Raw genomic sequence first — 13,867 nt, 5'->3', positions numbered from 1 at the left:
CGAGTGCCGTGACTGTAACGGCTGCACCCCGCTGGTGCATTGGGGGTTTCCCGCCCCCCGTTGTTGGGCGCCGGACGGCTTGCGGGGACGCTCTGTGCCCCGATTCGGGGGCATCTGGCTGGCATGGCTCGTGCAATGCGCTTGTAACAAATTGCGAAAGGGAGCGTGCATGCGTGCAGTCAACCACCGGGTGTTTGCGGTCGTGTCGTTGTGTCTGGGGCTGTGCACCTGCGCGCTGGCCCAGGGCGTGCCAGAGGCTCCTGCAGTCGCGGCGCCTCTCACGCGCCCCGCCCTGGTGGCCCAGGACACGGTAAATGCGGCCCATACCGGCTGGATGATGACTTCCACCGCCCTGGTGCTGCTGATGACGCTGCCAGGCATTGCGCTGTTTTACGCAGGCATGGTGCGCAGGAAGAACGTGCTCAACACCATGGCCAGCGTGGTGGCCATTGCAGCGCTGGTCAGCCTGCTGTGGTTTGCGGCGGGGTATTCACTGGCCTTCACACCGGGCAGCGCCTGGCTCGGCGGCTGGGACCGTGCTGGCTTTGCCGGGCTCGACTTTCAGCTGGAGGCGGGCAAGCTGGCCGTGAGCCACATTGCGCCGCTGATCCCGGAGTCGGTGTACGCGATGTTCCAGCTCACCTTTGCCATCATCACGGCCGCGCTGCTGGTGGGCGCGTTTGTGGAGCGCATGCGGTTTTCGGCCATGCTCGTCTTCATCAGCCTGTGGACACTGGTGGTCTATGCGCCCGTGGCGCACTGGGTGTGGGAGCCGGGTGGCTGGCTGGCGCAGATGGGCGCGCTGGATTTTGCGGGCGGCTCGGTGGTGCACGTGAACGCGGGCGTGGCGGGGCTGGTGTGCGCCTTGTTTCTGGGCCGCCGCGCTGGGTATGGGCGCGAGCCGTTTGAACCCTACAACCTGGGGCTCACCATGGCGGGCGCGGGCATGCTGTGGGTGGGCTGGTTTGGCTTCAACGCGGGCTCTGCGGTCGCGGCCGATGGGCGTGCCGGGCTGGCCATGGCAGTGACGCACCTGGCCGCTGCGGCCGGTGCGCTGTCGTGGATGCTGGGTGAGTGGGTGGTGCGCGGGCGCCCGTCGCTGCTGGGGCTGTGCTCCGGCCTGGTGGCGGGGCTGGTGGCCATCACACCTGCCGCCGGTTTTGTCACGCTGCGCTCGGCCGTGGTGATTGGGCTGGTGGCCGGGCTGGCCTGCTACTGGGGCGCCACGGGGCTCAAGCGGCTGCTGCGGGTGGATGACTCGCTCGACGTATTTGGCGTGCATGGCGTTGGCGGCATCGTGGGGTCACTGCTCACCGGTGTGCTGGCCAGCAAGACCGTGGGCGGGGTGGCGGGCAGCCTGCTGACCCAGGCCATCGGCGTGGGCGCCGTGGCGGCCTACAGCCTGGTGGTGACGGCCGCGCTGCTGTGGGTCATCAACTTTGCGATGGGCCTGCGGGTGGACGAACAGAGCGAACAGACGGGGCTGGACATTGCCCAGCACCGCGAGCGCCTGGGCGGCTGAATGAGCCCCGAGAGACCCGGCAGGCCTTCCCCGCTCCCGCATCGTTGTGCAACGCGGGCCAGCGGGTGCAGTCCGATGGATGACCCCAATGCATTAAGGAGCCGACCATGTCCGATTCCGACAAGCTGGCAATTGCCGCCCACCTGCATGTGCTGTTGCGGCGCAAAACGGGTCGCGTGACCGATACCGAATGGATGGCGGTCAACGCCGACTATGCGCAGGAGATCGTGCGGTTCGCGCGCCAGCGCGCTGTAGACGACAACGCGCCCGATCTGGCTGAGTGGGCCGACCGCCTGGAGCACGCCCTGCACGCCACTCCCCTTGCAGCGCCGCGCCGTCCGCTGCTGGACGTGGCGGCGCAGGCTGTGCGCTCGCGCCCCGCACCGCCCCCCGAGCCCGCCCCCGAGGTGCCGCGCTATGTGGGCGGCATCCGCTGAACGCTGCAGCGACCTGGGCGCCAGGGCTTGCAAAGATCAGTGGGGCGCAGTGCCTTGCGTGAACAGCCCGGCCGTGGGCAGCAGCCCGGTCAGCTGGTTGTCGCCGTAGGTGCGCAGCACCTGCGCAATCACCTCCTGGTAGCCGTTGAGCCACTGCGCCTGCGCGGCCTTGGCCTTCAGGTGCGCGGGGTGTTGCATCAGTGTTTGCAGCGCTTCCAGCGACTGCCAGTAGTACACGTTGGACACCAGGCCGTTGCCCGTGTCCGTCCAGGACTCCTCGCCCAGGTAGCCGTCGATGGAACGGGCGGCGGTGGCAATCGCCTCGTCCAGGCGGTGAAAGGCGTCGTCGAATTGAGAACCTGTTCAAGCTATGTTCGGGGATCGCGTTGGAGTGCAATCGGGATGAGTGGATGCTTCGGGTGCGCCGCATGGGCTCGTGCCCATGCAAGCAGCCGGGGCGTTCAATCACCCGATTTCACTCCAACCCTTCGGGCAAGTGCCTTGCCGGGCGGTCTGCGGTGTTGCGGCGCTTGTGGATAGCCAAGCTATCCACCGCGCACCGCGCCTAGCACCCCATCCCGGCAAAGCGCTTGCGCGACCCCGAACATAGCTTGAACAGGTTCTTCGTCGCAAAGATGAAAGTGGAGGAGTACATCGGCGCGATGGTACTCACGCCGCCCGCCTTGCCTGGATGATCCACTCCGCCGCCTTCTCCGCCATCATCAGCGTGGGCGAGTTGGTGTTGCCGCTGGTGATGGTGGGCATGGCGCCCGCATCCACCACGCGCAGGCCGGCCACCACGCTGCCGCGCCCATTGCGCACGCGCAGTTGAGCATCCAGCACGGCCATGGGGTCGCCGTCGCGGCCCATCTTGGTGGTGCCCACGGGGTGGAAGATGGTGGTGGCAATGTCACCCGCCAGGCGCGCCAGGTCTTCGTCGCTTTCAAACTGCACGCCGGGCTTCCACTCCTGCGGCTGGTACTTGGCCAGCGCGGGCTGGGCCACGATGCGGCGCGTGACGCGCAGGCTGTCGGCGGCCACCTGGCGGTCTTCGGGCGTGCTGAGGTAGTTGGGCGCGATGGCGGGCGCGGCCTTGAAGTCGGCGCTCTTGATGTTCACCGTGCCCCGGCTGGTGGGGTTGAGGTTGCACACGCTGGCGGTGAAGGCCGGAAAGCTGTGCAGCGGCTCGCCAAACGCATCGAGCGACAGGGGCTGCACGTGGTACTCGATGTTGGGATAGGGCTGGTCTGGGCTGCTGCGGGTGAACGCACCGAGCTGCGAAGGCGCCATGCTCATGGGCCCGCTGCGCTTGAGCGCATATTCGAGCCCGATCTTGGCCTTGCCGACCAGCGAGTTGGCCATGGTGTTGAGCGTCTGCACCCCTTGCACCTTGAACACCGCGCGGATCTGCAGATGGTCCTGCAGGTTGGCGCCCACGCCGGGCAGGTCCACCGCCACATCGATGCCGTGGTTGCGCAGCAGTGCGGCGGGGCCGATGCCCGACAGCTGCAGCAGCTGGGGCGAGTTGACGGCGCCTGCGCTCAGGATCACCTCGCCCGCCGCGCGGGCCGTGACCATCTCGTGGCCGTCCCACACCAGCACGCCGGTGCAGCGCTGGCTGCCATCGGGCTGGGTTTCGAGGATGAGCTTGGACGCCTGCGCGCTGGTCCACATCTCGAAGTTGGGCCGGCCGTAGCAGGTGGGGCGCAAAAAGGCCTTGGCGGTGTTCCAGCGCCAGCCGCTTTTCTGGTTGACCTCGAAATAGCCCACGCCTTCGTTGCTGCCGCTGTTGAAGTCGTCGGTGGCGGGGATGCCGGCCTGCTGCGCGGCGTGGGCAAAGGCGTCGAGCACGTCCCAGCGCAGGCGTTGCTTTTCCACCCGCCACTCGCCGGTGCTGCCGGTGGCCTTGTTGCCGTGCAGGCGTTTGAAATTTTCGTTCACGCCTCCGGGCTGGTCCAGGCGCCAGTGGTCTTCGTGGCGGCGGAAGTAGGGCAGGGCGTTGTCCCAGCGCCAGCTGGCGTCGCCCGTCAGTTCGGCCCACTGGTCATAGTCGCGCGCCTGGCCGCGCATGTAGATCATGCCGTTGATGCTGCTGCAGCCGCCCAGCGTCTTGCCGCGTGGGTAGCGCAGGGTGCGGCCGTTCAGGCCCGCGTCGGGCTCGGTGTTGTAGAGCCAGTCGGTGCGTGGGTTGCCGATGCAGTACAGGTAGCCCACGGGGATGTGGATCCAGTGGTAGTCGTCCTTGCGGCCGGCCTCGATCAGCAGCACGCGGTGGCGGCCGTCGGCGCTCAGGCGGTTGGCGAGCAAGGCACCGGCTGTGCCTCCGCCGATGATGATGGTGTCAAACGTGGTGTCGCTCATGGAGGAGGGGCGGTGCCGATCAAAGGTGGTAACGGTGGGCCATTGTGCGGATGGGGCAGGCCCTGTCGATAGGGTGTGTGCCTATTGCTACACTTTTGGTAGCTGCTGATGCTTGAATTGATTGCGCTTGGCGCTGATTTGATAATAATTACACGCTTCGCCGCCTGTCTGTGCTTGACAGGCTCGTGTCCGACAGCGTGTGCAGGATTCGCTCCGCTACCATGCACGCTCTTCCTTGCTGCTTCTTGACGACCCCACCCCTGCGGCTGCCCTGGCGGCCAGACCCATGACCGACCACGCTCCCCACATCGTCCGCGCCGATACGCCCCAAGGGCCGTGTGCGCAGCTGCGTGGGCGCTGGGGTGCGGCCGAGCTGGGCAACGCGGCGCAGTGGGAGGCCGTGTCGGACCAGCTGCGCGGCGCACCCCCCGCACCCACCCTAGGCTGGGACCTGCGGGAGCTGCAGTGGCTGGACCATGTGGGCGCGCAACTGCTGTGGAACCACTGGCAGCACGCCTGGCCCGCACACCTGGCCTGCACCGACAGCCAGCGCACCATGCTGGCTCGGGTGGCGCAGTTCACCTGTGTTGCACCGCCGCCTGAGCCTTGGCGCCTGGGCGAGCAGGTCGATCACCTGGGCGTGCTGGTGCTGCACGGTGTGGACCATGCCCGCCACCTGCTGGAGATGGTGGGCCAGCTGGTGCTGGATCTGGGGCGCCTGGCGCGCGCACCGCGCAAGGGGCCGTGGCGTGATGTGTCCGGCCATCTGTACCGCATGGGCGCCACGGCGCTGCCCATCACAGCGCTGGTGGGGTTCCTCATTGGTGTGGTGCTGGCCTACCTGATGAGCCTGCAGCTGCGGCAGTTTGGTGCCGAGTCATTCATCGTCAACATCCTGGGCATCTCGCTGATCCGCGAGCTGGGGCCCATGCTGGCGGCCATCCTGGTGGCGGGCCGCTCCGGCTCGTCCATCACCGCACAGATCGGTGTGATGCGCGTGACCGAGGAGCTGGACGCCATGCGCGTGATGGGCATCCCGCACGGGTTCCGGCTGGTGATGCCGCGCACCTTGGCGCTGGCGCTGGCGATGCCGCTCATCAGCGTGTGGACCACGCTGGCGGCGTTGGCGGGCGGCATGCTGGCGGCCGACATCTCCATGGACATCTCGCCGTCGTACTTTGTGCAGGCACTGCCCGCAGCGGTAAAGATCGGCAACCTGGGCCTGGCCATGGCCAAGTCGGTGGTGTTTGGCGCGTTCATTGCGCTGATCGGTTGCCACTGGGGCCTGCGCGTCAAGCCCAACACCCAGAGCCTGGGCGAAGGCACGACGGCGTCGGTGGTGTCGTCCATCACCATGGTGATCATCGTGGACGCGTTGTTTGCCATAGCGTTCAAGAACATCGGCATATGACTGAGCGCATCGCCAAGCCCGAACACATCGCCGTCGCGCCCGGTGAGCCGCCCATCGTGGATGTGCAAGGCCTCTGGACGCAGTTTGGCAAGGGCGATGAAGCCTTCACCGTGCACCAGGACCTGAACTTCACCGTGCAGCGCGGCGAGATGCTGTCGCTGGTAGGCGGGTCGGGCACGGGCAAGACGGTGTTGCTGCGCCAGATCCTGGGCCTGGCCCGGCCCACGCGCGGGCAGGTCACCGTGCTGGGCCGGCCCGCGTCCGAGATGGGGCGCGAGGGGGCTGCCAGCCGGGTGGGCATGCTGTTCCAGCACGGTGCGCTGTTCTCGGCCTTCAACGTGCTCGACAACGTGGCCTTTGCGCTGCGCGAGCAGGGCACGCTACCGCCCGAGCTGGTGCGCGATGCCGCGCTGGTCAAGCTGCAGATGGTGGGCCTGCAGCCCGAACACGCCACGCGCATGCCGGCGGACCTGTCGGGGGGCATGGTCAAGCGCGTGGCGCTGGCCCGCGCGCTCATCATGGACCCGCCGCTGCTTCTGCTCGACGAACCCACGGCGGGCCTGGACCCGAGCAGCTCTGACGATTTTTGCGCGCTGCTGCGCGAGCTGCGCGCAGCGCTGGGGCTGACGGTGATCATGGTCACGCACGACCTGGATACGCTGTTCGCACTCAGCACCCGCGTGGCCGTGCTGGCCGATAAAAAGGTCATCGTCACCGGCCCGCCGCACGAGGTGGCGCACTTTTCGCACCCGTTCATCGAGCACTTCTTCATGGGCGAACGTGGCCAGCGGGCCATGGCCCCCGTGCCCCCTGTGCAGCAGGCCCCGGTGCAGACCGCCGCCGGGCCTGCACCCGACAAGGAACATCCCTGATGGAAAACAAATCCCACGCCCTCGCCGCAGGCATCTTTGTGCTGGTGGTGGCCGCCATGCTGGCAGGCCTGGCCATCTGGCTCACGCGCGACAACGCCAACTACGAGCAGTACGAACTCTCCACCCGCGACGGCGTGAGTGGCCTGCAGCCCCAGGCCACCGTGCGCTACAAGGGCGTGGCCGTGGGCAAGGTCACGCGCATCGGGTTCGACCCCCAGGTGAGCGGCAACGTGCTGATCCGTATTGCGGTCAACGAACAGGCGCCCATCAGCCCCACCACCTTTGCGGTGCTGGGCTACCAGGGCGTCACCGGCCTGGCACATGTGCAACTGGACGATGCCGAGAAGCCCTACCCCGAGCTGCCCCCCGGCCCCAGCGGCCTGCCGCGCCTGCCGCTCAAGCCCTCGCCCTTTGGCAAGCTGGCCGAACAGGCGCCCGCCATCCTCGGCCAGGTCGAAGAGGCCACGCGCCGCATCAACCAGCTGCTGGGCGACAACAACCAACAAAAGCTCACCGAGGCGCTGTCCAGCATCGGCCAGGCCGCCGGCAGCATCAACACCCTGACCCAGCGGCTCGATGCCACCGTGGCCCAGCGCCTGGACCCGGCCCTGGCCGCGCTGCCGCCCCTGGCCAGCGATGCGCGCCAGACCCTGCAGTCATTGCAGCAGGCGGGCGCCAGTGTGTCGGCCCTGGCGGTGGACTTGGGCAAGACCAACCAGCGGCTCAACGCCGACGGCGGCCCTATCGACCAGATCACCGCTGGCACCCAGTCGCTGGCGCGCGCAGCGGACCAGTTCAGCACCGCGACGCTGCCCCGAGTGAACCGCGCCGCCGACGACACGGCCCGCGCCGCCCGCCAGATGGGCCGCGCGGCGGGGGGCATCAGCGACAACCCGCAGTTGTTCATCTATGGCTCAGGGCGCATCCCGCCCGGGCCGGGTGAGCCAGGGTTTGGCAGCGCCCCGTGAGCTGGACCCCCTCCCGCGCTGCATTGGTGGCGCATGCCCTCTGTGAGGAGTGAACATGAATACTATTAAAAATATAGCAATCAAGGCATATTCATCTAGCGCTACAGCGCTGTGGGGCTGTGGTTTGGCGGCGGTGCTGCTGCTCACGGGCTGCTCGGCCCTGCCAGCGCCCCCGGCCCGCCCCGTGCTGTATGACTTTGGCCCCGGCCCGCTGGCCACCGTGCCCACCGACCGCCGTGCGCCCCTGCCTCCGCTGGCGATGGCCGACATGGACGCCCCCGGCCTGCCCGAGGGGGGGAACGCCGTGCTGTACCGCCTGGCCTATGCCGACGCCCAGCAGCTGCGTCCCTACAGCCAGGCCCGCTGGAGCCAGCCGCCTGCACAGCTGCTGCAGCAGCGCCTGCGCGAGCAACTGGGCCAGCGCCGCGCCGTGCTCAAGGCCGACGACGGCGCCGCCCAGGCCCGCGAGCCCGCCCAGGGCAACAAGTTGCCCCTGGTGCTGCGCACCGAGCTGGAGGAGTTCAGCCACCTGTTCACCAGTCCCAGCGACAGCGCCGGGGTGGTGCGCCTGCGCGCCACGGTGGTCGAGCTGACCCCGGCGGGCGAATCGCTGCGCGGCCAGCGCGTGTTCATCGTGCAGCAGCCCGCCAAGTCGGCCGATGCGGCGGGCGGCGTGGCCGCTCTGGCAGCGGCGTCGGGCCAGCTGGCCAGTGAGCTGGCAGCGTGGGTGGAGCAGGTGGGGCAGTAACGCAACAGATATTTGTGGCGAGAGCCTGCAGGCAAGGCGCTGGCTTTGGCCGTTGCGCCACGCAGCGCGCGTGGCCGTCAGGTGCCCGGCGGTGTCGGGGACGGGGGCGCGGTCTCATGGCGTTCAATGCCCGTCACCACCCGCGCATAGCGTGCAAAGCTCCAGTACGCCCAGGCCCAGTCCAGCAGCACCACCAGCCGGTTGCGAAAGCCGATCAGGAAGTACACGTGCGCAAACAGCCAGAACAGCCACGCAAAGTAGCCTGAGAACCGCACTGGCCCGGCGGGCGATGTGAGGTCCACCACGGCGGAGTTGCGGCCGATGGTGGCCAGGTTGCCGTAGTCGCGGTAGCGAAACGGCTGGGTGGGCTGGCCCGCCAGGCGGCGCAGGATGTTGGCCGCCGTGGCGCGGCCCATCTGCTTGGCGCCCGGCGACACGCCGGGCACGGGCGTGGGCTCATGGCCTGCCACGTGGCTCTTGGCTGCCGCCAGGTCGCCGATCACGCTGATCTCGGGGTGGCCAGACAAGGTCAGGTCGGGCTCCACCACCACGCGGCCCGCGCGGTCGGTGCTGGCACCGGTGGCATCCGCCAGGTGGCGGCCCAGGGGTGACGCAGCTACACCCGCTGCCCATACAATGCATTTGCTATTTATTTGATAGCTGATTGCGCTTGATGTACTAGCGCTTGCAGGCGATTCGACCTTCAAGCCATCGCTGTCGATGGCGGTGACGCGGGCGCCCAGGCGCACGTCCACGCCCAGCTTTTCCAGTTGTTCCTTGGCGCGCTGGCTCAGGGCCTCAGGCATGGCCTGCAGCACGCGTGCACCGCCTTCGAGCAGGATGATCTTCGCGCTCGCGGGGTCGATGTGGCGGAACTCGCCAGGCAGCGTGTGGCGCGCAATCTCTGCCAGCGTGCCGGCCATCTCCACGCCCGTGGGGCCTGCGCCCACGACCACAAAGTTGAGCCAGTCTGCGCGGCGTACGGGGTCGGGCTCCTTCTCGGCCGCCTCGAACGCCAGCAGGACGCGGCGGCGGATCTCGAACGCGTCGTCCAGCGTCTTGAGCCCGGGCGCATAGGCCGCCCACTCATCGCGGCCAAAGTAGCTGTGCGTGGCGCCGGCGGCCACGATGAGGTGGTCATACGGCAGCGTGGCGCCGTCTGCCAGATGCACGGACTGCTGGCCCACGTCGATGCGGATGACCTCGCCCAGCAAGGTGGTCACGTTGCGCTGCTGCCGGAACAGGTGCCGAATGGGCGCCGCAATGGCCGGGGCCGACAGCCCGGCCGTGGCCACCTGGTAGAGCAGGGGCTGGAAGAGGTGGTGGTTGGTCTTGTCCACCAGGGTCACATCCACCGCCGCGCTTTTGAGAGCCCGGGCGGCTTCAAGGCCGCCGAATCCGCAGCCGATGATGACCACGCGGGGGCGAAGCGGGGAAGCAGAGGGAGTCGTCATGCTGCCATTATTGGGGAGCCGGGGAGGCCCCAGGCCCTTGCCGTGGTTGCGACCTGCAGGCCCCCGGGTCACGGGGGCTCCATCGAGTTACAGGAACCCCAGGTCCACCGGGTAGTCTGGTCGCCCCGCCGCTGTGCCAAAGTGCGTGATGTTGGGCAGCACTCCCGCCATCTCGTTGTCGGCCACACCAAACCACTTGGCCAGGGTGGCCGCGTACTGGTCCACCGAGGTGGATGGCAGCAGGCGGCCCTGGCCCACGTGCCACTGGTCTTCGGGGGCTGCGGTGCTGCCCACACTCACCGGCGGCGCGCTGCCGTAAAAGGCCTTGCCCTTGACCGCGCCGCCCACCATCAGGTGGTGGCTGCCCCAACCGTGGTCTGAGCCGTCGCCATTGGAGCTGAGCGTGCGGCCAAAGTCGGAGGCGGTGAACGCCGTGACTTTGTCGGCCACTCCCAACTCCACGGTGGCGTTGTAGAACGCCGTCATGGCCTCGCTCACACGCTGCAGCAGGCCGGGCTGTTGCGCGATGAGGTTGTCGTGCAGGTCAAAGCCGCCCAGTGACACCATGAATACTTGGCGCTTGCTGCCCAGGGTGCTGCGCGCACCAATGAGGCGCGCCACCATCTTGAGCTGGTTGGCCAGGGAGTTGTTGCTGGGGAAGGTGGTAGCCAGCGTCACGCCGGCGAGACCGTTGGTGATCTGGCTTTCGGCCGCCACGGCACGCGTGGTCACCCGGTTGTACTCGTTCTCCAGCGTCTGCGCGCGTGGCTGCTGGATCAGCGAAGTCAGTGCGCTCTGCACGGCAGATGACCCGTAGACCCGGTTCTTCACACCATTGATGGCCACGGCCCCATTGGTGCTGACCTGGTACTGCAGCGCCGAGTCGCCCGACAGGAACACCGCATTGCCCGTGACCGAGATGCAGGTGAACAGCGAATTGCCGTTGGAGGACAGCGCCAGGTCGCCAATGTTGCCACCCCAGCCCACGGTGGAGCCCTCGGGCGAGGACGATTGCCATACCGACTGCTGGTCGTTGTGCGAGAACAGCTTGGGCGGCACCGGGTAGGTGGCGCGGTCGGCACTGTTGTACTGGGCGCGCGTCAGCGGTACCACCAGCGGGCCCACGTTGAGCTGCACGGCCGCCTTGCCGCTGTTGAACAGGCCGGCCAGCCCCGTCATGGCCGGGTGCAGCGCGTACTGGCGGCCGCCGGGCAGGGGGACGGTGGGCGTCAGCAGCGTGGGGGTGAGGTCCGCTTTGGCGAGCGCGATTCCGCCAGCGCTCTGACCCGCCCCACCGCCCCGGATGGCGCTGTAGCGTGTGTAGCTGTCGTCGTCATAGGTGATGACGGTGTTGGCATAGTCGTTGCCGCCGTACAGGAATACGCAGACCAGCGCCTTGTAGTCCGTGGCGTTGAAGGCTGCCGCCTCTCCCATGGCAGCCAGGTTGAGCGCAAAGGGCAGGGCTGTGCCCGCAAGGCCCAGCTGGGTGGAGCGGCGCAGAAACGCGCGGCGGGTGTGGAGTTCGGGTTGAAGCAGGTGCATGGCAGGGCTTACTTTTGAACGAGGTATTCGGCCGAGGCCATCACCAGAAAAATGGCGGCTGCTACACGGTCGAGCTTGACGGCGTCGGTGCTGGCGGCGGTGACGGGCGTTGCCTTCAGCGCGTCCGTAATGAGCTTGACGGTGGCTGCGGACAACTGGCCTGCGCACATCAGCAGGTTGATGCGTGCGACCAGTGCGTCCGCATCCGCCACGATGGCCAGCTCGTTGGTGTAGCTGGCCTTGATGTCGTATCCGTTGTTGGCGGTGCTGCCGTTGTTGGGCAGTTCGGGGGCATTCACGTAGATGCCGTTGCGGATCACGCCCTGCATGTAGTTGAGGTAGCCCCCCACGCTGCTCTCATTGACCAGCTGGAATTCGGGGGCTACAGCGCCTGCGGTAGCCAATGCCGTGGACGGCGGCACATAGCCGGGCCGGAAGAAATTGAACACGGAGGGAGATCGCAGTGGGCTTTGGCCCAAACGGGACCCCAGATCGCTCAGGTCGCCAATCTTCCAGGTGCCTCGGGCGGAGTTCAATCCAAAGGTGCGGCCCCATTGCACAAAACGCAGCATGGGCTCGCGCAGCTTGCCGAAGGTCGGCTGAGTAAGCCCTGCCGGTGAGCGGGCCTCGTCGTCCAGCAGGATAGCCATGATCACCGCACGCATGTCGCCGCGCACCCCCGCCCCGTTGTTGTTGAACACTGATGCCACTCGCGCCACATAGCCAGGCGATGGGTTGCTGGTGACCAGGCGCTGGATGAGCTGCTTGCCAATGAACGGGCCCACGTTGGGGTGGTTGAAAAGCGTATCCAGTGCGCTCTTGAGGGCGGCTGCGCCCGGCGTGTTGGCGGGTATGGTGGCGCCCAGGAAAGTGGCCGCCAGGGTGGAGTGGCGAGACGCATTGAGCGCCATCGGAAGGCGCGTATAGGTGGTGTTCGGGACCACGCGCGTCGTACCTGGAACCGTGATCGGAACGTTTTGTGACTGGTCGTAGTCGTAGCCTGTGAACACCCGTGCCAGGTTGGTCACATCATTCATGGTGTAGCTATCGATGGGTTTGCCGTTGCCGTCCAGTCTGGGCGTGCCATCAAGATTCAGCTCTACCAGCCCGATGGACATGAGCTGCATCACCTCACGCGCGTAGTTCTCGTCGGGCTGTCGGCCGGTGGCAGCGTTTTCCTTCTGGTTGCCGCGGGTGTTGAGGTAGTAGCCCATGGCGGCGTTCAGCGTCACGTTTTCCAGCACGGAGCGGTAGTTGCCAAACGCGTTGTTCACCAACTGGTCCCAGTACCAGGCCATCGCATGGCAGCGCCAATTGATATCCACGCCATTGGTGGAGACCACGCAGATCTCCGAGAGTGCGAGCGCAACGCGCTTTCGCAGGCCATCGGTTGACTTCATGAGCTGATACCAGATCATGTAATCGGCGGGGTAGGAGTTGTCGTAGTAAGCCGTGTCGTTGCTAACAGCTGCATAGCCGCGATCATTCAGCCAGTCCCAGCCGCTGGCGCCCGGGTGTCCATTGAATTGTCTGCTCAGCCAATCGGCGTATGTGCTCGAGCGCAGCGCCGCTATCTCTTCCGTGGATGCCGAAAACTGGGCCTGCAGGAGAAACCGGGCAGCCTCGCTGTCGGTGGTCGGAGCGGGATAAGAAAACCCATCGGATATGGGCCGTGGCATGACCCCTCCGTCCAGCGCGCGCGTGGTGTTGTTGTCGGCACTTCCGCCTCCGCAGGCGGTCACTGCGCTGGCTGTCGCTAGTGCCGCTAAAAACGGCGCCGAACTACCTGAACGCTGGGCAGGAACGGAATCGGGGATGAAGGCGGCGCCCTCTGTTGTCTCTGCGACCTCGGTCGTCAGAGTTTCCGCGTATGAATTGGTCATGGTGATTGAGATGGAAACCCGCGCAAAGCAGAGTGCGCAGGCACCACTTAATCACATGCCGCGACCACTTGCAAACACAAGTGTTACCAAGAGAAACATTGCTGGAGGTTCCTTGAGAAGCAGGGCATCTGGTGATGGGCGGTTGCAACACTTTGTACCCCTGGTGAGCCCTTGTTGGGCATCCGCCAGAGGGCGGGCACCGTCGCATCGGCGATGTCCGTCACGCCCGTAGTCCTGTGCTGACGTGTGCTGCGTGGCATGGACTACGGCGCCGTCGCCAGATCATTTTTACAGTGAATTCCATCGCATCACGCAAAGGTTCCACGCACTCCGAGTGGATGGCTGAAGCGAAGTTTTTTGAGGAGTGACATCATGAATGAAGACACCATCAAGGGCAACTGGAAGCAGTTCAAGGGCAAGATGATCGAGCAGTGGGGCAAGCTCACGAACGACGACTTCGATGTCATCGACGGCAAGCGCGAACAGTTCCTGGGCAAGCTGCAAGAGCGCCAGGGCATCGCCCGCGACGTGGCCGAAAAGCAGCTCAAGGAATGGCAGGACCGCCATCCCGACTTCCGCTTCAACGACTGATAGCGCGACCGCGCTGCGGGGCTTTCGCCCCGCCCCCGCCAGGCCACCCCTGGCGCACCGCCCCTACAAGATTCACAC

General features: G+C 66.7%; 12 protein-coding genes. 7 read left to right on the top strand and 5 right to left on the bottom strand.

Features of this window, described 5'->3' with window-relative positions; all coding sequences use genetic code 11:
* Positions 1 to 169 precede the first annotated feature (169 nt).
* Both ASD75_RS00170 and ASD75_RS00165 read left to right on the top strand, forming a co-directional pair.
* Positions 170 to 1,522: an ammonium transporter gene (locus ASD75_RS00170; RefSeq protein WP_156400915.1), complete on the top strand. Its 1,353-nt coding sequence runs from the start codon at positions 170 to 172 to the stop codon at positions 1,520 to 1,522.
* A 107-nt stretch (positions 1,523 to 1,629) separates the two neighbouring features.
* On the top strand, positions 1,630 to 1,959 hold the full coding sequence (locus ASD75_RS00165; protein ID WP_056742135.1) for a hypothetical protein: 330 nt from the start codon (positions 1,630 to 1,632) through the stop codon (positions 1,957 to 1,959).
* Between the two features lie 36 nt (positions 1,960 to 1,995).
* On the opposite strand, the gene ASD75_RS00160 is transcribed toward ASD75_RS00165, so the two are convergent.
* Positions 1,996 to 2,289 carry an antibiotic biosynthesis monooxygenase gene (locus ASD75_RS00160; protein ID WP_056742134.1) on the bottom strand — a complete coding sequence of 98 codons (294 nt, stop codon included), beginning with the start codon at positions 2,287 to 2,289 and terminating at the stop codon, positions 1,996 to 1,998.
* Positions 2,290 to 2,628: 339 nt separating this feature from the next.
* On the bottom strand, positions 2,629 to 4,320 hold the full coding sequence (locus ASD75_RS00155; protein WP_056742132.1) for a GMC family oxidoreductase: 1,692 nt from the start codon (positions 4,318 to 4,320) through the stop codon (positions 2,629 to 2,631).
* Between the two features lie 286 nt (positions 4,321 to 4,606).
* Here ASD75_RS00155 and ASD75_RS00150 point away from each other — a divergent pair, with 286 nt between their 5' ends.
* Genes ASD75_RS00150 through ASD75_RS00135 form a run of 4 tightly spaced genes read left to right on the top strand, consistent with a single transcriptional unit; the run spans position 4,607 to position 8,319 of the window.
* Positions 4,607 to 5,731 carry an ABC transporter permease gene (locus ASD75_RS00150; protein WP_056743106.1) on the top strand — a complete coding sequence of 375 codons (1,125 nt, stop codon included), beginning with the start codon at positions 4,607 to 4,609 and terminating at the stop codon, positions 5,729 to 5,731.
* Positions 5,728 to 6,603: an ABC transporter ATP-binding protein gene (locus tag ASD75_RS00145; protein ID WP_056742130.1), complete on the top strand. Its 876-nt coding sequence runs from the start codon at positions 5,728 to 5,730 to the stop codon at positions 6,601 to 6,603. The genes ASD75_RS00150 and ASD75_RS00145 overlap by 4 nt, the downstream gene beginning before the upstream one ends.
* Positions 6,603 to 7,571 carry an MlaD family protein gene (locus ASD75_RS00140; protein WP_056742128.1) on the top strand — a complete coding sequence of 323 codons (969 nt, stop codon included), beginning with the start codon at positions 6,603 to 6,605 and terminating at the stop codon, positions 7,569 to 7,571. Before ASD75_RS00145 ends, ASD75_RS00140 begins: the two co-directional genes overlap by 1 nt.
* 55 nt (positions 7,572 to 7,626) lie before the next feature.
* Entirely contained in the window at positions 7,627 to 8,319 is a 693-nt protein-coding gene (locus tag ASD75_RS00135; RefSeq protein WP_056742126.1) for an ABC-type transport auxiliary lipoprotein family protein, read from the top strand.
* A gap of 77 nt (positions 8,320 to 8,396) precedes the next feature.
* On the opposite strand, the gene ASD75_RS00130 is transcribed toward ASD75_RS00135, so the two are convergent.
* The 3 genes from ASD75_RS00130 to ASD75_RS00120 all read right to left on the bottom strand — a co-directional run bounded on the left by ASD75_RS00130 (position 8,397) and on the right by ASD75_RS00120 (position 13,198).
* Complete coding sequence (locus ASD75_RS00130; RefSeq protein WP_056742123.1) at positions 8,397 to 9,773, bottom strand: NAD(P)/FAD-dependent oxidoreductase; 1,377 nt, start codon at positions 9,771 to 9,773, stop codon at positions 8,397 to 8,399.
* A gap of 87 nt (positions 9,774 to 9,860) precedes the next feature.
* Positions 9,861 to 11,315: a DUF1501 domain-containing protein gene (locus ASD75_RS00125; protein ID WP_056742121.1), complete on the bottom strand. Its 1,455-nt coding sequence runs from the start codon at positions 11,313 to 11,315 to the stop codon at positions 9,861 to 9,863.
* 8 nt (positions 11,316 to 11,323) lie between these two features.
* A complete protein-coding gene (locus tag ASD75_RS00120; protein ID WP_056742119.1) occupies positions 11,324 to 13,198 on the bottom strand; it encodes a DUF1800 family protein in 1,875 nt (624 codons plus the stop codon).
* 372 nt (positions 13,199 to 13,570) lie between these two features.
* Here ASD75_RS00120 and ASD75_RS00115 point away from each other — a divergent pair, with 372 nt between their 5' ends.
* Positions 13,571 to 13,789 carry a CsbD family protein gene (locus ASD75_RS00115; RefSeq protein WP_056057504.1) on the top strand — a complete coding sequence of 73 codons (219 nt, stop codon included), beginning with the start codon at positions 13,571 to 13,573 and terminating at the stop codon, positions 13,787 to 13,789.
* Positions 13,790 to 13,867 lie beyond the last annotated feature (78 nt).

This window comes from Acidovorax sp. Root568 (genome assembly GCF_001427445.1).
In the GTDB taxonomy this organism is placed as follows: domain Bacteria; phylum Pseudomonadota; class Gammaproteobacteria; order Burkholderiales; family Burkholderiaceae_C; genus Acidovorax; species Acidovorax delafieldii.
The sequence above is the reverse complement of the archived record's forward strand: the minus strand, read 5'-3'. Positions and strand labels throughout refer to the sequence as shown.